The following is a 16,500-nucleotide window of genomic DNA, read 5'->3' as shown; positions in this document are numbered from 1 at the left end:
TATGAAGCATCGCTATTTACCGCTGACGGAAAGTGACAAAAACGCAATGTTGGAAAGCATCGGTGTATCGTCAATCGATGAACTGTTCAGCGATATTCCTGAAAAAGTCCGCTTTGCAGGAGAATACAATATCAAGCCTGCAAAGCCTGAAACAGCACTAATGAAAGAGCTTGCCCAAATGGCAGGTAAAAACGCAGATTTGAAAATGAACACTTCATTCATTGGTGCGGGTGTATATGATCACTACATTCCGGTGATTGTTGACCATGTCCTGTCACGTTCGGAATTTTACACTGCATACACTCCGTATCAGCCGGAAATCTCTCAGGGTGAACTTCAGGCAATCTTTGAATTCCAGACGATGATCTCCGAACTGACTGGCATGGATGTAGCTAACTCCTCCATGTATGATGGCGGAACCGCACTGGCAGAAGCTGCCATGCTTAGCGCAGGACATACCAGAAGGAAGAAGGTATTGATCTCAAGCGCTGTCCATCCGGAATACAAGGACGTAGTCAGGAGTTATGCAAAGGGCCAGTACATCGATGTTGTAGAAGTACCGCACAAGGATGGCGTCACTGACCTTGAAGCACTGAAGGATATGGCAAGTGAAGAAGTAGCGGCTGTTATCGTCCAGTATCCAAACTTCTTTGGCGGCATCGAGTCAATGAAAGAGATAGAAGAAATCACACATGAAAATAAATCATTGTACATCGTATCCAGCAATCCGCTTGCATTAGGTGCATTGACGCCTCCTGGTAAGTTTGGTGCTGATATCGTTACCGGAGACGCGCAGCCATTCGGGATCCCGACAGCATTCGGCGGCCCTCACTGCGGATACTTTGCAGTAAGAGGAAAGCTGATGAGAAAGGTTCCTGGAAGACTTGTCGGCCAGACGAAGGACGATCAGGGACGCCGGGGATTCGTTTTGACGCTTCAGGCGAGGGAACAGCATATCCGCCGCGATAAAGCGACATCCAATATCTGCTCGAACCAGGCATTGAATGCACTTGCCGCCTCTGTGGCAATGACTGCACTCGGAAAAAAAGGTGTTCGTGAAATGGCTGTAGCCAATATCCAGAAAGCTCACTATGCTAAAAAGACTTTCAAGGAAAATGGCTTTGAGATTGCATTCGAAGGACCTTCCTTCAATGAATTCGTCGTCAAGCTGAATAAGCCGGTCAAAGAAGTGAACCAGAAGCTCCTCGGAAAGGACATCATTGGCGGCTATGATCTTGGCCGTGATTATTCCGGACTTGAGAATCATATGCTTGTTGCAGTGACTGAATTAAGGACAAAAGAAGAAATCGATACTTTTGTAAAAGAAATGGGGGATATCAATGCATAAGGAAGATCAGCCACTCATTTTTGAATTAAGCACACCAGGCCGTGTCGGCTACAGCCTTCCGGAAATGGATGTGCCGGAAGCGGATTTAACAGAGCTTTTGCCTGAAGGATTCCTCCGTGAAGAGGAACCAGAACTTCCTGAGGCTTCCGAGCTTGATATCATGCGCCATTATACTGCTTTGTCCAAGCGCAACCACGGTGTTGATTCCGGATTCTATCCGCTTGGATCATGTACAATGAAGTACAATCCTAAGATGAATGAAAATGTCGCTCGCTTCAACGGCTTCGCACATTTGCATCCATTACAGGATGAGAGTTCTGTGCAGGGTGCGCTTGAATTGATGTACGACCTGCAGGAACACTTGATTGAAATCACTGGGATGGATGAAGTTACCCTGCAGCCAGCAGCTGGTGCTCATGGTGAATGGACAGGATTGATGATGATCCGCGCATTCCATGAAGCCAATGGTGACCAAAACCGTACCAAGGTCATCGTTCCTGACTCCGCTCACGGAACGAATCCTGCGTCAGCTACTGTTGCAGGTTTCGAAACGATTACCGTAAAATCTGATGAAAACGGCCTTGTTGACCTTGAAGACCTTAAGAAGGTTGTTGGGGAAGACACTGCAGCATTGATGCTGACAAACCCGAACACTCTGGGATTATTTGAAGAAAATATCCTTGAGATGGCTGAGATTGTCCACAGTGCAGGCGGAAAGCTTTATTACGATGGAGCCAACCTGAATGCAGTAATGTCCAAGGCACGTCCTGGCGACATGGGCTTTGATGTCGTTCACTTGAACCTTCACAAGACATTCACAGGCCCACACGGCGGGGGCGGACCGGGATCAGGCCCAGTCGGCGTTAAAGCAGACCTGATTCCATTCCTGCCAAAGCCAATCGTGACAAAGCAGGACGGCGTATACAAATTCGATTACGATCGTCCGCAGTCAATCGGAAGGGTCAAACCTTTCTACGGAAACTTCGGCATCAATGTCCGTGCATACACGTATATCCGCACAATGGGACCAGACGGCTTGAAGGCTGTAACAGAGTATGCGGTACTGAATGCGAACTATATGATGAGAAGGCTTGCTGAATATTATGATCTGCCGTTCAACAGACACTGCAAGCACGAATTCGTCCTTAGCGGCAAGCGTCAGAAAAAGCTTGGCGTCCGCACATTGGATATTGCAAAACGCCTGCTTGACTTTGGCTACCATCCGCCAACCATCTACTTCCCATTGAATGTAGAGGAAGCGATCATGATCGAACCGACAGAAACAGAATCCAAGGAAACTCTCGATGCCTTCATCGACGCAATGATCCAGATTGCCAAAGAAGCAGAAGAAAACCCGGAAATTGTCCAGGAAGCACCACACTCTACTGTTATAGGCCGCCTGGATGAAACAACTGCTGCAAGGAAACCGATTCTGCGTTATCAAAAAGCTGAATAGAACAAAAGAAGTCCTGCCAGTTTGATATTGGCAGGACTTTGTTTTGGATGAACGTGTTGCAACTTCGGACAGGTTTGGATGAAATCAGAGGGAAGCTGTCCGAACTAGGAGCAATTTCAGACAGGTTTGGAGGAAATCAGAGGGAAGCTGTCCGAACTAGGAGCAATTTCAGACAGGTTTGGAGGAAATCAACGAAAAGCTGTCCGAAGTAAGTTCACCTTCGGACAGCTTTGGGAGGAATAAGTGAAAAGCTGTCCGAACAGGATGCAACTTCAGACAGGTTAGGGGGGGATAAGTGAAAAGCTGTCTGAAGTAGGTATAACTTCAGACAGCTTTGAGTGAAATCAGAGGAAAGCTGTCCGAACTAGGTGTAACTTCGGACAGGTTAGGGGGGGATAAGGGAAAAGCTGTCCGAACTAGGAGCAACTTCAGACAGGTTTGGAGGAAATAAGTGAAAAGCTGTCCGAAGTAGGAGCAACTTCAGACAGGTTTGAAGGAAATCATCGAAAAGCTGTCCAACCTTAGGTGCTATAGACATTTTTCCACACTAGAACGAAAAGAGTGTTACGAACATAAAAGCTAACCCCCCAGCATTCCTGCTGAGGGGTAATTTTATCGTAGTATAGATTATTTAGCTTTGATTTTGCCGCCCCATTTTTTGAAGCCGCCTTCAAGATGGGATAGATCTTTATAGCCTTTTTTATGAAGCAGCTGTGCAGCACGGCCGCTGCGGGATCCGCTCTGGCAATAAAGATAGACTGGCTTGTCCGGTCTGACTTCCTTCAGACGTGCTTTTAGCTGGGTAAGCGGGATGTTTCTTGCGCCAAGAATATGTCCGTTGGCAAATTCATTTGGTTCGCGGACATCAATGAGCTGCGCTTTACGATACCCTGCTTTGAATTCTTCCTCTGTCAAAGTCTTTAGGATTTTCTTCTGGCGGAAATACATAAACACAGAGTAAAGAATCACCGCAACTGTCAGGACGATTAAAAAAATAAGTGTATCCAAAACATATTTCTCCTTTCAAGCTTAGCTGAGCCACTTTTAATTATATAAGCCTTCCTGCCTAAGAGCAAAGGAATTTAACAAAATTCTTTCAAACAAGCTGCTTTGCTTTTGAAAATTATTTTGTTAGACTAAAAAAATCGTAGCTTTGAACAATTTTAAATGGGGTAATGCAATGGAAAAAGAGGTATGGAGATTTATTGATTCAGGAGACAATTCACCGTCATTCAATATGGCACTTGATGAAGCGTTGCTCGATTGGCATGGGGCCGGAAAAATTCCGCCTGTCGTACGCTTCTATGGTTGGAACCCGGCGACCCTTTCAGTTGGCTATTTCCAGAGGATTGAGCGCGAGATCGATATGGAAGCTGTAGAGAAGCATGGTCTGGGTTTTGTGAGAAGGCCTACTGGGGGCAGGGGAGTCCTGCATGAACATGAACTCACGTATAGCGTCATCGTTACAGAAGACCATCCTGAAATGCCAAAAACAGTCACTGAGGCGTATCGCGTCATTTCAGAAGGGATTTTACAGGGGTTCCAGAAGCTTGGACTGGAAGCTTATTTTGCCGTGCCAAAAACATCAGCCGAAAAGGATGCCCTTAAGAACCCGCGCTCGGCGGTCTGTTTTGATGCACCAAGCTGGTATGAGCTGGTTGTCGAGGGGCGGAAGGTTGCCGGAAGTGCCCAGACCCGGCAGAAAGGTGTTATCCTACAGCATGGTTCGATACTGCTGGATTTGGATGAGGATAAACTTTTCAGCTTGTTCAAGTATCCGAATGACAGAGTCAAAGAAAGAATGCAGCGAGCCTTCAAGACCAAGGCAGTAGCAATCAATGAGATCAGCAGCCGGAAGATTGAACTTGAAGAAGCAAAAAATGCATTCAAGGAAGGTTTCGAGGACGGACTGGGAATTATTTTGGAGCCATACACCTTAAGTGAAGAAGAGCTGGAATATGTAAACACACTGGCCAAAAATAAGTATGAATCCGATGATTGGAATTTTAAAAGGTAAAGTTTTAAAAAGCGGCTTATCCGCTTTTTTTGCTTTTATCCAGTATTTTCTAATGGTTTCGGAGAATGAAAAAAGTGCAACCCTCGAAATTTGTTGTTTTTTATCGTTTAAGTGAAAAAATCTGTCTTTCTCTCTTTTTATCTCTCTTTTTTAGTAGTTTTCGTGTTTGACAAAATCAAGTTCTTTTGACCTTAACACCATATATAGTATTGTCGAAAATAAAAAATACACTATATATTGATTTTTGATGTTTCGATGTGATAACGTAAGGGTAATTCAAAAAAGCAGCTAGAATTACATACTTCTAGTATTACCTTTGACGAAATAGATTTAAAACCTTTGAAGGAGTTGTAGAAATGTCTGTTACTACTGGACAAAAAATGAGCCTGAATGTAGAAGGTCTGAACAAGGATATCAAGTTGTTCCCGCAGGTTCACCCGATCACACCTGATATGAAACTTACCCACAAAGGCGTCTCCCGGCTTGTCATGCTGGACCGCTATACTTTTAAAGACACAGAAAAAATCACGCTCTCAAATGGAGATTTTGTTGTCCTCACCATTAAGGAAGATCCAAAATTCCCGGCACGCGGACTTGGATTCATACAAGATATTGATTGGGAGAACAAGACAGCGAAGGTTCTTGTAGAAGAGGAGTTTCGCGGAGTGCTCGATGATCCTGAAGAATCAGCCACTGGCGTTATCAAACGATCCCTGGATGTGATCGAAAAGCCGCTGGAAGTATTCTACGAGCAAATCGCCAAGCGGAATGCGACAGGGCTGGCAGCTGTTGAAAAAACAGAAGAGAAGCGCCAGGAATGGTTTGAAAAGTTCTATCAGGAACTAGTATCAATGAACTTCATTCCTGCTGGGCGTGTCCTTTACGGAGCAGGCGCAGACACAGACGTTACCTACTTCAACTGTTATGTAATGCCTTTCGTAAAGGATTCCCGCGAAGGCATCTCCGAACATCGTAAGCAGGTCATGGAAATCATGAGCCGCGGCGGCGGAGTGGGAACGAACGGATCAACTTTAAGACCGCGCAACACACTGGCCAGAGGCGTAAACGGAAAATCATCCGGATCGGTTTCGTGGCTTGATGACATCGCAAAGCTTACACATCTAGTCGAGCAGGGCGGGTCCAGAAGGGGCGCACAAATGATTATGCTTTCTGACTGGCATCCTGACATTGTGGAATTCATCATTTCAAAAATGCAAAATCCGAGGATTCTTCGCTTCTTGATTGAAAACACAAACGATGAGTCAATCAAGAAAATGGCAAAGGAAAAACTAAAATTCACGCCGCTGACACTTCAGGAAGAAGCAATGTACCAGGGAATCGTGAACTATAAAACGATCCCGGGTTATGGTGGATTCAGCGCGGAAATCATCAAATCCGCTGAAGAAAAGCTTGAAACAGGCGGAACATATACAGTCCATAACTCAGAGTTCTTAACTGGTGCTAATATCTCAGTTACATTGACAAAAGATTTCATGGATGCTGTCGACAACGATGCAGACTATGAACTTCGCTTCCCGGATGTAGAAAGCTACGATGCTGAGACGATGAAAATTTATAATGAAGAGTGGCATAAAGTAGGGGACGTGCGCGAGTGGGAAAAGCTTGGCTATAAAGTCCGTACCTATAGAAAAATCAAAGCCAAAGAACTATGGAACCTGGTCAATATCTGTGCGACGTACTCTGCGGAGCCTGGCATTTTCTTCATCGACAATGCCAACGACATGACGAACGCACAGGCATATGGACAGAAGGTTGTAGCGACGAACCCGTGTGGTAGAGCAGCTTAGTTTGCCTCACGTTAAAAATTGCGGAATAAAGCGGGAACCCTGTGATGGGAATCCGAACCGAAGGCCTTGGGTAAAAACAAGGTCAGGGGCAACGCATAGATGGTGAACCTGCACGAGCAGAATATAATCCATCCACGAGGCCGCAACAATGCTGAGAATGCATTGAAAAGATATGCTGAACTAACGGGAAAACCGAACCGTTAGAACTAAGGGATAAAAAGCCTTTAGGATAACAAATGGAACAGCCTCTCGCACCAAACTCTGTCTGCAACCTCGCTGCTGTTAACCTTGCAGAAATGGCGGACAAGGAAACAAAAACAGTTAACTTTGAAAAATTGAAGCGTACTGTTGAAGTGGGTGTGCGCATGCAGGACAATGTCATCGATGCGACTCCATATTTCCTTGAAGATAATAAGAGACAAGCATTGGGTGAACGCCGTGTTGGTCTTGGAGTAATGGGACTGCACGATCTTCTGATCTACTGTGAAACAGAATACGGCTCTGAAGAAGGAAACCAGCTTGTCGATAAGGTTTTTGAGACAATTGCGACATCAGCTTACCGTGCATCTGTTGAACTTGGGAAGGAAAAAGGAAGCTTCCCATTCCTTCAGGGCGGAACAGAAGAAGAAACAAACAGACTTCGTAAGGCATTCACAAACACTGGTTTCATGAAGAAAATGCCTGAAGATATTCGCGAGTCCATCTTTGAAAATGGGATTCGTAACTCGCACTTGCTGACTGTGGCTCCGACGGGATCAACTGGGACAATGGTTGGGGTTAGTACCGGCCTTGAGCCATACTTCAGCTTCTCATACTTCAGAAGCGGCCGCCTGGGTAAGTTCATCGAGGTGAAGGCGGATATCGTCCAGGAATACCTTGACCGTAATCCAGAGGCAGATCCTGAGAATCTCCCGAACTGGTTCGTATCTGCGATGGAATTGGCGCCTGAAGCTCATGCTGATGTGCAGTGTGTCATCCAGCGCTGGATCGACAGCTCGATCAGCAAGACGGTCAACGCACCGAAAGGTTACAGCGTTGAGCAGGTGGAAAAGGTATATGAGCGTCTTTATAAAGGCGGAGCGAAGGGCGGAACCGTTTATGTTGACGGCTCCCGTGATTCTCAGGTATTGACGCTTAAAGCAGAAGAAAACTCAATGGACGATGAAGTCGAAAAGAAAGAAAAACAAAAGCAGCATGTTGTCCTTGTCGACACGATCAGTGAATTGCGTTCTACTAACGTAACAATCGGCTCAGAAGTCGGCAACACATGTCCGGTATGCCGCAAAGGCGAAGTGAAGGAAATCGGCGGCTGCAATACTTGCACAAACTGTAATGCGCAATTAAAGTGTGGTTTATAATATAGAATCAATAGTATAGCCACGGCCCAGGCCGTGGCTATTTCTATGATTGAAATCCCATCCCCTTACCATGAGCCAAAAAACAACATGTTCTAAATATTAGGATTGCTCCTATTATATAGTAAAAGAAGCAGAAAAAAGGACAGGGGAAGCGATGATTGGGTTAATTATTATTTTGCTGTTGGTTTTATTTTTGCCTTTTTCCATAAAAACCATTGAACATAATTTGGAGTTGTTTTTATTTACCATGGGCCTTGCTGCAGCAACTATCAGTGGCGTCATGGATCGGCAGCTCATTGAAAAAGCGGTGACTGACCCTGTCAATATCACGGTTTCGGTATTAGCAGCTGGTTTGCTTGCCAAATGGTTTAAGGCGGAATTGGAAAAATCGATCCTATGGGGAAGCAGATTACTGTCTCCTAGATTGTTTTTCGGTTTGACGGTTGTTTTTCTTGGACTGGCATCTAGTATTATTACTGCCATCATTGCTGCTATTATACTGGTTATGATTATAAAGGTTCTTCCGCTCGATCGGAAATCTGAAGTTCGTTTTACCGTACTGGCTTGCTTCTCGATCGGACTTGGTGCTGCCTTGACACCGATTGGTGAGCCATTAGCCACAATCACAATCAGCAGATTGGACAAGGATTTCTTTTATTTACTGGAGTTGATAGGGAAAGAAGTTTTTCCAGCATTGATTATTTTTGGCGTGATGTCCACCATCCTTGTAAGACCCATGCGGGGAAAAAACGCTTTGGAGTCTGCCTCCCGTCCAGAGACGTACGAGGAAATAGCTGTTCGGTCTGTTAAAATCTATCTATTCGTAATGGGCCTTACATTTCTTGGACATGGATTTGAGCCACTTATCAAAACATATGTTATAGGTCTTTCTCCAGCGCTGTTATATTGGATTAATATGATATCTGCGATCCTGGATAATGCTACCCTCGCTGCTGCAGAAATTAGTCCTGCAATGGATTCAGGAACAATCCGGGCGGTTTTGCTTGGCCTAGTAATTAGCGGGGGCATGCTGATTCCGGGGAATATCCCGAATATTATCGCTGCAGGAAAACTAAATATAACCAGCAAGGAATGGGCAGCATTCGGGATTCCAGTCGGTATGGTGACAATGTTCCTTTATTATATTATCCTGTTTATTTACTAACTGGTTGACCGTACAGTAATCAATATGATCCAAGAGGATGGAAATATTTTTTTCATCCTCTTTTTTCATTTCTGCCCATACTAACATTACTGACATATGGAATGAAATGAGGAATTGATGATGAAAGCTTTTGTACCACAGCTTGTTTATATCGAACCGAGGGCATTGGAATATCCGCTTGGGCGGGAATTAAAAGAGAAGTTCGAGAAAATGGGAATGGAGATCAGGGAGACGACTTCGCACAATCAGGTGCGAAATATCCCTGGCGACAATGAACTGCAGCAGTACAGGAATGCCAAATCGACATTGGTTGTAGGCGTGAGGAAAACGCTGAAATTCGATACCTCAAAACCGTCCGCTGAATACGCTATCCCGCTTGCTACAGGGTGCATGGGGCATTGCCATTATTGTTATCTGCAGACGACACTTGGCAGCAAGCCTTATATCCGTACCTATGTGAACCTCGATGAAATTTTCGACCAGGCACAAAAATACATGGACGAGAGAAAGCCGGAAATCACCAGGTTTGAAGCTGCGTGTACATCGGATATCGTTGGAATTGACCATTTAACCCATGCTTTGAAGAAAACAATCGAATTTTTCGGGGAGTCGGAATATGGGCAATTGCGCTTTGTCACGAAATACCACCATGTTGACCATTTGCTAAATGCAAAGCATAACGGAAAAACAAGATTCCGGTTCAGCGTCAATGCCCGTTATGTGATCAAGAATTTTGAACCAGGAACATCTTCCTTTGATGAGAGGCTCGAGGCGGCAAGGAAAGTCGCACAGGCAGGATACCCGCTTGGCTTTATCGTTGCGCCAATCTATATCCATGAAGGCTGGAGGGAAGGTTACCAGGAATTGTTTGAAAGGCTGAGCCATTCACTCGAAGGAATCGACCTGACAGGGCTAAGCTTTGAGCTGATTCAGCACCGTTTCACAAAGCCGGCGAAAAATGTCATCCAGAAGCGTTATCCTAAATCGAAGCTTGAAATGGATGAAGAGAAGCGGAAATACAAATGGGGGCGTTACGGCATTGGTAAGTACGTCTACCAGAAGGATGAAGCAAAGGACCTTGAAGAAACGATCCGTGGATATATCCATTCATTTTTTCCGGAAGCAGAAATACAATATTTCACTTAAGAAGCATTGCCTTTTCCTGTACACATCCTAGCTTAGGGAAAATTGTTTAATTCCATTGTGCTCTTGAACCGAAATTTTCTACTTGTACGCCGTACTATTTTACAAATGAAGCGCTTAAAGATGTAAAGATGGGATTACATCGACGGGAGTGGCTCATATGTATATTGACGGCGTTTTTTCCGGCGGAGGCATCAAAGGATTGGCGTTGGTGGGTGCCTGTGCTGCGATTGAGGAACGGGGGTTCCGCTTCAAAAGGGTAGCAGGGACCAGTGCAGGGTCGCTGATTGCCGGCCTGCTAGCCGCTGGCTACACCAGTACAGAGATGGCTGGCATCCTGGATAATCTTGATCTGAAAAAATTTCTCGACTCAAGGAAAACGTTCTTCCCATCAGCATTGACAAGGTGGCTTTTTGTATACTGGCGGCTCGGGCTCTATAAAGGAGACGAATTAGAATGCTGGATAGCTGATGTACTGGCTGCCAGGGGGCTTCGCACCTTCGGGGACCTGGCCCCTGATGCATTAAGGATCATCGCCTCGGATCTGACAAATGGCAGATTGCTGATCCTGCCGGATGATCTTCCGAGGTATGGTGTTGATCCAAGGACATTCCCAGTTGCAAGGGCCATCAGGATGAGCTGCAGTCTTCCATTCTTTTTTGAACCGGTAAAACTAAGGGATCGGGTCGGTGCCAATATTGTTGTGGATGGCGGAGTGCTGAGCAATTTTCCGATGTGGCTGTTTGACCAGGAGAATGTGAAGAAAGTTCGTCCTGTACTTGGCGTCAAGTTAAGTCAAAACATGATCCAGCAGCCAACGAATCACATAAAAAATGCCTTGCAGATGTTTGAAGCATTATTTGAGACGATGAAGGATGCCCATGACGCCAGGTACATTTCGCGAAAGCATGAAAAAAATATCATATTCATTCCTACCGAGGGCAATTTGACAACTGAATTCCAGCTGTCATATGAGAAAAAACAAGAATTGATCGAATTGGGAAAGAGCAATGCGGAGAAATTCTTCAAATCTTGGGGTTACTGATTTCTGAAAAAAACAAAAAAATCGAGCTTTAGAAGGAAGCCCGATTTTTTTTCCTGCCTTTTTTACCCTCTATGACTGTTAAGTGCGAAGCGTCCTTCTTTTTCCGAGCCGAAGCGAGGGATTTTATTTTTGAACGCTTAGAGGAAGCATTTGCTTCTTTTGCCTGAAAGCGTTTCTTGGACCGCTTTGCTGCCTTCTGGAAAGCACGTTTTTGCTCCCTGCCCGCACTTGTTCCCGACAGGCGGGTAACGATGAAATATATTGCGGCACCAACCAATGCGATTGTTGCCAACATAACAAGAATACTTACAGGATCGGTAAACAACTTAAAGGCGAACCCAAAGATTGCAAGGACAATCAGCCCTGAAAAAATATACTTAAAAGTTCGATTCATCGAAGAAAGCCACCTCCCTACTAGCATCATGAGCAATTTCACAAGCTTTTAAACTTACCATGGATTACTTTATACAAATTCTTCGATAATATACTCTTCTCCTGCTACTTTTTCCTTTTTAAAAGCGACTTAAACGAAAGATTTCCAATTTCATGGCATACGGACTTACAGACGAGAAAGATTTCTGTTAATTCCATTTTACTAAAAACACGCAAAAACCTCTATATGGAGAACAAGCCTCCGCAACATTTTTTCCAGAAATGCAATTCATTTGCACAACAGGGACATACTATAACCGGAGGTGCAACAAATGGCAGAAAATCATGGCGACCTAGAACAGAATCAAAGGGAAAAACCGATGTCCTTCATTACGATGAGCATAATTACCGGGTTGTTCGGCGGGATTTTTTGGAGCGCGCTTGCTTATCTGGCCTATATCTTCAATTTCACCGAAATCCGTCCAAATGTGATCCTGGAACCCTGGGCGTTGGGGGAATGGAAACAGCAGTGGCTTGGGACCGTCATATCAATCATAGCGATCGGCATTTTTTCAGCAGGAGCAGCGATGGTCTATTATGCCGCAATGAGGAAACTGAATACCATCTGGGCCGGTGCAGCATTTGGGATTGCGCTGTTTTTTCTTGTATTTTATGTCCTCAATCCGATTTTCCCCGGCATCAAACCATTCTGGGACTTGTCTAAGAATACCTTGGTCACTTCGCTCTGCTTCTATGTTCTATATGGTGTGTTTGTCGGTTATTCCATATCTTATGAGGAAAATGAGAATCGCAACAAGGAAAAAAATCGGCAGGAGATTACCTCCTGAGCGGCTGAAAGTAGTTTTAGCAAAAATAGTTATGATAGAATGTTCTTATTGAACATTCTTTTTTTACGGGAGCCTGAATATGAAAAAAATACTTATGCTCAATGGACCGAACTTGAATCGCCTTGGGAAAAGAGAACCCGGAATATACGGTGTCAGGACTTTGAAGGATTTGGAAGAACGGATGATCCAGCTGGGTACTGAGATGCAGATGGAGGTTGTCTGTTTTCAGTCCAACCATGAAGGGGAACTGATTGACAAACTTCATGAGGCAGAGGACACTGGTATAGACGGTATCATTTTTAATCCTGGTGCATTTACTCACTATAGCTATGCCATCAGGGATGCGATAGCAGGAATTGCCTGTCCGGTTATCGAAGTACATATTTCAAACGTATACAAGAGGGAAGAATTCAGGCACAAATCGGTGGTTGCTCCTGTATCAAAGGGGCAGATTGCAGGCCTGGGGCTTCTTGGCTATGAACTGGCGCTTGATGCATTCAAAAGAGAAGAAGGAAAAGAGGAGGAATAGGTTATGGAAAAAATTCAAAAATTACGCGATAGCTTTCAAAGGCTCGGAATTGATGGAATGCTCGTTACTAGTGATTACAATCGCAGGTATATGACGGGTTTCACTGGTTCGGCCGGAATGGTGCTGATCAGTGCCGATAAAGCTTTATTCATCACCGATTTCAGATATACAGAGCAGGCGGCGAAGCAATGTGAAGGATATGAAGTCGTCCTGCACAAAGGATTGATCCAGGATGAGGTGGCCGAGCAGGCTAAAAAGCTGGGGATCAAGAAGCTTGGATTTGAAGAAAATCATGTTACATACTCAGCATACAAAACCTTTGATAAAGGCGTGGAAGCAGAATTAGTGCCGGTATCAGGTGAAATTGAAAAGTTACGCTTGATTAAGACTGATTCAGAGATTAAGATATTAAAGGAAGCAGCAGCCATCGCAGATGCTGCGTTTACACATATACTTGAGTTTATCCGTCCTGGAAAGACAGAGCTTGAAGTATCGAATGAACTTGAATTCTTTATGAGAAAGCAAGGGGCGACTTCATCATCATTCGATATCATTGTAGCTTCTGGCTATCGTTCGGCTCTTCCGCACGGAGTAGCAAGTGACAAGGTGATTGAAACAGGTGACTTTGTTACCCTGGATTATGGGGCATATTATAATGGGTATGTATCGGATATCACCCGTACAGTAGCAATAGGGAATCCTTCTGATAAGCTGAAGGAAATCTATGATATCGTGCTTGAAGCTCAGCTTCGCGGTATGGCAGGCATCAAACCTGGCATGACAGGCAAGGAAGCGGATGCTTTGACAAGGAACTTGATCACGGAAAAAGGATATGGCGAGTATTTTGGCCATTCTACAGGTCATGGAATTGGCCTCGAGGTACATGAGGGTCCTGGACTTTCATTCCGCTCAGACACCGTCCTTGAAACAGGTATGGTGGTGACGGTCGAGCCGGGAATTTACATTGCTGGCCTTGGTGGAGTAAGGATTGAAGATGATACGGTGATTACCCTTGACCATAATGAGTCACTGACACATTCTACGAAAGAACTCATCATACTATAGGACACATTAGGAGGACAAATAATGATTTCAGTTAACGATTTCCGCACAGGTTTGACAATCGAAGTGGACAATGGCATCTGGCGTGTACTTGATTTCCAACACGTAAAGCCAGGGAAAGGCGCAGCGTTTGTTCGCTCAAAACTTCGTAACCTTCGTACTGGAGCAATCCAGGAAAAGACTTTCCGCGCAGGTGAGAAAGTAGCGAAAGCACAAATCGAGAACCGCAAAATGCAGTACCTGTATGCAAGCGGCGACCAGCACGTATTCATGGACAATGAGTCTTACGAGCAAATAGAATTGCCAGGCGCTTCTATTGAATATGAGTTGAAATTCCTTAAGGAAAACATGGAAGTCCATATCATGCAATTCGGGCACGAAACTCTTGGTGTCGAGCTTCCGAACTCTGTTGAACTCGAAGTGACAGAAACAGAACCTGGTATCAAAGGTGACACTTCTTCTGGCGGTACCAAGTCTGCGACATTGGAAACCGGCCTTACAGTACAGGTTCCATTCTTCATCAACCAGGGTGACAGACTCATCATCAACACAACAGATTCATCTTATGTATCTCGTGCATAATTTTTCAGGAATCTGCTGCATTTTGCCAGCAGGTTCCTTTTTTCGTTTTTTAGGAAATTATAAAAGTATTTTTGTCTGGATAACTACATACGGGAGTCTCAATCCAGCTCCAGCGCCTAGCCCCTCGAGACGCTTGGCTAGCTGCGGCTCCTAACTCCTCGAGACGTTTCGGTCCTGCCAATGAAGTCAAGAACGACTTCACTGGCAGGCCCTCCAACGCTTGTCGGGGCTGAACAAGGCGCTTGCGCTTTTTGTTCTTTCCGGAGAATAATAAAAGCATCTCGTTAATTTAACGAGATGCTTTTTGGATTATTGTTCAAGATCAAACTTCCACTCATTCAATCCGCCGGTCATATTGTAGATATTCTTAAATCCTTTATCCGCCAAAATGCCGCTAGCCTCAGTTGAGCGGTTGCCGCTGCGGCATACGACCAGATACTTTTCATCTTTGTCAAGCTCTGACAGCATGCTTTCGATGACTTGCAGCGGAATTAACTTTGCGCCTGGGATATGGCCAGCAGCGAACTCATCAGGTGTACGGACATCCAGGACCTGAACCTCTCCGCTATCAATCAATTCTTTCGCTTTATCGACTGAAACATCCGTATAAGAATCTCCTGAACAGCCGGTGATGAACAAGACGAACAGGAATGCTGCGATTAATTTCTTCATGATGAACCTCCTAGATATACTTATAGAGGTATTTTAACTTAAAAATCAAAAATTGGAAATAGACAAATTGTGACAGACTTTTCCTGATTTTAGTGATCCCCAGTCAAGTGTTAAGCAATGCAGAAGCCAGGCAGACAGCCTGGCTTCGCTTTTTATCAAGTAATATACGTTCCCGTCACGGTTGCTTTGATTTCTAGTTTGCCTGGTTCTATCGGCGTTCCTTTTGCGCTTGCCGTATCCATTGAAGCAACCAGGAATGGGCCTGGCGGGCCTTTCTGGGTTTCCTCGGTAATGGAGAGAGGGGAGATGGAAGTCTGGATTCCCAATGTCCGAGCGACTGTTTGTGCTTTGTTGTAGGAATCGATCACTGCCATTGAAAGTGCCTGGCTATATAAAGCCTGTGGCTCTGCGACTGAGAATTGGATGTTCATTACCTCATTCGCACCATTGGCAACGGCTGTATCAATGACCGTTCCAGCCTGGGCAAGGTTCCTGATGGTGACGGTATACAGATGTGTGACACGGTATCCCTGAAATATCTGCTTGCCCTCCTCATAGGTATAGATGGGGTCGATCCGGAAATCCGCTGTTTTTATATCATCCTTTGCAATGCCCAGGTTTTGTATCGACCTTAACATCAAATTGGATTTTTGGGCATTCTCTGCCTGGGCGGCCTGGAGGTTTGGATTTTCCGTCCGAACCCCCAATGAAGCTGTTGCCCTGTTTGGTGCTGCATAGACTATACCTTCACCGCTTACGGTGATTTTTTTATTGTTGCCAGCATTGTGGACAGGGGTGGTGCCATATTTTCCATTAACCATCCATCATCCCTCCATATTTGTTTTCTCTTATCCATATCTATGTAAGAAAAGAAAAACAAATAACGGGTAAGGACCTTGCTGTGAATGCAATTATTCGCCGGCCCCAGGTGCTTTGTCCCTATCGTCCTTATTGTTATATTTGGGATCTGTCTTGGGCGATTCCTTTGGACTCCTTCCTCCGCCAAGGTATACAGCGCGGTCCGCTTTCTGGGCTTTCTGGAACTTCTGGTGATCTTCATTCATGATTATCAACTCCTTTCAGTACTAGTCTTTT

15 protein-coding genes and 2 pseudogenes are annotated in these 16,500 nt (G+C 44.9%); 12 read left to right on the top strand and 5 right to left on the bottom strand.

Annotated elements, in window-relative coordinates; all coding sequences use genetic code 11:
* Position 1: 1 nt before the first annotated feature.
* Positions 2-1,348 carry an aminomethyl-transferring glycine dehydrogenase subunit GcvPA gene (gene gcvPA, locus ACNAZ4_RS16570; protein ID WP_415816086.1) on the top strand — a complete coding sequence of 449 codons (1,347 nt, stop codon included), beginning with the start codon at positions 2-4 and terminating at the stop codon, positions 1,346-1,348.
* Entirely contained in the window at positions 1,341-2,804 is a 1,464-nt protein-coding gene (gene gcvPB / locus ACNAZ4_RS16565) for an aminomethyl-transferring glycine dehydrogenase subunit GcvPB (protein ID WP_415816084.1), read from the top strand. Before gcvPA ends, gcvPB begins: the two co-directional genes overlap by 8 nt.
* A 627-nt stretch (positions 2,805-3,431) precedes the next feature.
* Here the strand turns inward: gcvPB and ACNAZ4_RS16560 are convergent.
* The gene (locus tag ACNAZ4_RS16560; RefSeq protein WP_215038121.1) at positions 3,432-3,752 is read right to left on the bottom strand and encodes a rhodanese-like domain-containing protein; all 321 of its coding nucleotides are present in this window, start codon (positions 3,750-3,752) and stop codon (positions 3,432-3,434) included.
* A gap of 232 nt (positions 3,753-3,984) precedes the next feature.
* Here ACNAZ4_RS16560 and ACNAZ4_RS16555 point away from each other — a divergent pair, with 232 nt between their 5' ends.
* The 6 genes and pseudogenes from ACNAZ4_RS16555 to ACNAZ4_RS16530 all read left to right on the top strand — a co-directional run bounded on the left by ACNAZ4_RS16555 (position 3,985) and on the right by ACNAZ4_RS16530 (position 11,340).
* Complete coding sequence (locus tag ACNAZ4_RS16555) at positions 3,985-4,821, top strand: lipoate--protein ligase family protein (protein WP_415816082.1); 837 nt, start codon at positions 3,985-3,987, stop codon at positions 4,819-4,821.
* Between the two features lie 356 nt (positions 4,822-5,177).
* Positions 5,178-6,617, top strand: a pseudogene (locus ACNAZ4_RS16550) (vitamin B12-dependent ribonucleotide reductase); the annotation flags it as partial.
* A 251-nt stretch (positions 6,618-6,868) separates the two neighbouring features.
* A pseudogene (locus ACNAZ4_RS16545) lies at positions 6,869-7,987 on the top strand (vitamin B12-dependent ribonucleotide reductase); the annotation flags it as partial.
* A gap of 154 nt (positions 7,988-8,141) precedes the next feature.
* Positions 8,142-9,152, top strand: a complete 1,011-nt coding sequence (locus tag ACNAZ4_RS16540; protein WP_415816080.1) for a DUF1646 family protein — start codon at positions 8,142-8,144, stop codon at positions 9,150-9,152.
* Between the two features lie 120 nt (positions 9,153-9,272).
* Positions 9,273-10,298, top strand: a complete 1,026-nt coding sequence (splB, locus tag ACNAZ4_RS16535) for a spore photoproduct lyase (protein WP_415816174.1) — start codon at positions 9,273-9,275, stop codon at positions 10,296-10,298.
* 157 nt (positions 10,299-10,455) lie between these two features.
* A complete protein-coding gene (locus ACNAZ4_RS16530; protein WP_415816078.1) occupies positions 10,456-11,340 on the top strand; it encodes a patatin-like phospholipase family protein in 885 nt (294 codons plus the stop codon).
* 28 nt (positions 11,341-11,368) lie between these two features.
* Here ACNAZ4_RS16530 and ACNAZ4_RS16525 read toward each other — a convergent pair whose 3' ends face one another.
* Entirely contained in the window at positions 11,369-11,734 is a 366-nt protein-coding gene (locus ACNAZ4_RS16525; RefSeq protein WP_415816076.1) for an SA1362 family protein, read from the bottom strand.
* Between the two features lie 310 nt (positions 11,735-12,044).
* Between ACNAZ4_RS16525 and ACNAZ4_RS16520 the strand changes: the two genes are divergently transcribed.
* The 4 genes from ACNAZ4_RS16520 (at position 12,045) to efp (ending at position 14,733) form a co-directional block, all read left to right on the top strand.
* On the top strand, positions 12,045-12,560 hold the full coding sequence (locus ACNAZ4_RS16520) for a YqhR family membrane protein (RefSeq protein ID WP_415816074.1): 516 nt from the start codon (positions 12,045-12,047) through the stop codon (positions 12,558-12,560).
* Between the two features lie 79 nt (positions 12,561-12,639).
* Positions 12,640-13,089 carry a type II 3-dehydroquinate dehydratase gene (aroQ, locus tag ACNAZ4_RS16515; protein ID WP_415816072.1) on the top strand — a complete coding sequence of 150 codons (450 nt, stop codon included), beginning with the start codon at positions 12,640-12,642 and terminating at the stop codon, positions 13,087-13,089.
* A gap of 3 nt (positions 13,090-13,092) precedes the next feature.
* A complete protein-coding gene (locus tag ACNAZ4_RS16510; RefSeq protein ID WP_415816070.1) occupies positions 13,093-14,154 on the top strand; it encodes a M24 family metallopeptidase in 1,062 nt (353 codons plus the stop codon).
* Positions 14,155-14,175: 21 nt separating this feature from the next.
* On the top strand, positions 14,176-14,733 hold the full coding sequence (gene efp / locus ACNAZ4_RS16505; protein ID WP_415816068.1) for an elongation factor P: 558 nt from the start codon (positions 14,176-14,178) through the stop codon (positions 14,731-14,733).
* A 309-nt stretch (positions 14,734-15,042) separates the two neighbouring features.
* Here the strand turns inward: efp and ACNAZ4_RS16500 are convergent, their stop codons facing one another.
* The 3 genes from ACNAZ4_RS16500 to ACNAZ4_RS16490 all read right to left on the bottom strand — a co-directional run bounded on the left by ACNAZ4_RS16500 (position 15,043) and on the right by ACNAZ4_RS16490 (position 16,469).
* Positions 15,043-15,405 (bottom strand): rhodanese-like domain-containing protein, encoded by a 363-nt coding sequence (locus tag ACNAZ4_RS16500; RefSeq protein WP_415816066.1) that lies wholly within the window; start codon positions 15,403-15,405, stop codon positions 15,043-15,045.
* A gap of 155 nt (positions 15,406-15,560) precedes the next feature.
* Entirely contained in the window at positions 15,561-16,226 is a 666-nt protein-coding gene (locus tag ACNAZ4_RS16495; RefSeq protein WP_415816064.1) for an SIMPL domain-containing protein, read from the bottom strand.
* 90 nt (positions 16,227-16,316) lie between these two features.
* Entirely contained in the window at positions 16,317-16,469 is a 153-nt protein-coding gene (locus ACNAZ4_RS16490; protein WP_415816062.1) for a hypothetical protein, read from the bottom strand.
* Between the last annotated feature and the right edge of the window lie 31 nt (positions 16,470-16,500).

This window comes from Mesobacillus thioparans (genome assembly GCF_965138835.1).
GTDB lineage: Bacteria > Bacillota > Bacilli > Bacillales > Cytobacillaceae > Mesobacillus > Mesobacillus thioparans.
The sequence above is the reverse complement of the archived record's forward strand: the minus strand, read 5'-3'. Positions and strand labels throughout refer to the sequence as shown.

Excerpts from the sequence above, each read along its gene's own strand:
- gcvPA (WP_415816086.1), top strand. The coding sequence starts at position 2 with ATGAAGCATCGCTATTTACCGCTGACGGAAAGTGACAAAAACGCAATG.
- gcvPB (WP_415816084.1), top strand. The coding sequence starts at position 1,341 with ATGCATAAGGAAGATCAGCCACTCATTTTTGAATTAAGCACACCAGGC.
- ACNAZ4_RS16560 (WP_215038121.1), bottom strand. The coding sequence starts at position 3,752 with ATGTATTTCCGCCAGAAGAAAATCCTAAAGACTTTGACAGAGGAAGAA.
- ACNAZ4_RS16555 (WP_415816082.1), top strand. The coding sequence starts at position 3,985 with ATGGAAAAAGAGGTATGGAGATTTATTGATTCAGGAGACAATTCACCG.
- ACNAZ4_RS16540 (WP_415816080.1), top strand. The coding sequence starts at position 8,142 with ATGATTGGGTTAATTATTATTTTGCTGTTGGTTTTATTTTTGCCTTTT.
- splB (WP_415816174.1), top strand. The coding sequence starts at position 9,273 with ATGAAAGCTTTTGTACCACAGCTTGTTTATATCGAACCGAGGGCATTG.
- ACNAZ4_RS16530 (WP_415816078.1), top strand. The coding sequence starts at position 10,456 with ATGTATATTGACGGCGTTTTTTCCGGCGGAGGCATCAAAGGATTGGCG.
- ACNAZ4_RS16525 (WP_415816076.1), bottom strand. The coding sequence starts at position 11,734 with ATGAATCGAACTTTTAAGTATATTTTTTCAGGGCTGATTGTCCTTGCA.
- ACNAZ4_RS16520 (WP_415816074.1), top strand. The coding sequence starts at position 12,045 with ATGGCAGAAAATCATGGCGACCTAGAACAGAATCAAAGGGAAAAACCG.
- aroQ (WP_415816072.1), top strand. The coding sequence starts at position 12,640 with ATGAAAAAAATACTTATGCTCAATGGACCGAACTTGAATCGCCTTGGG.
- ACNAZ4_RS16510 (WP_415816070.1), top strand. The coding sequence starts at position 13,093 with ATGGAAAAAATTCAAAAATTACGCGATAGCTTTCAAAGGCTCGGAATT.
- efp (WP_415816068.1), top strand. The coding sequence starts at position 14,176 with ATGATTTCAGTTAACGATTTCCGCACAGGTTTGACAATCGAAGTGGAC.
- ACNAZ4_RS16500 (WP_415816066.1), bottom strand. The coding sequence starts at position 15,405 with ATGAAGAAATTAATCGCAGCATTCCTGTTCGTCTTGTTCATCACCGGC.
- ACNAZ4_RS16495 (WP_415816064.1), bottom strand. The coding sequence starts at position 16,226 with ATGGTTAATGGAAAATATGGCACCACCCCTGTCCACAATGCTGGCAAC.
- ACNAZ4_RS16490 (WP_415816062.1), bottom strand. The coding sequence starts at position 16,469 with ATGAATGAAGATCACCAGAAGTTCCAGAAAGCCCAGAAAGCGGACCGC.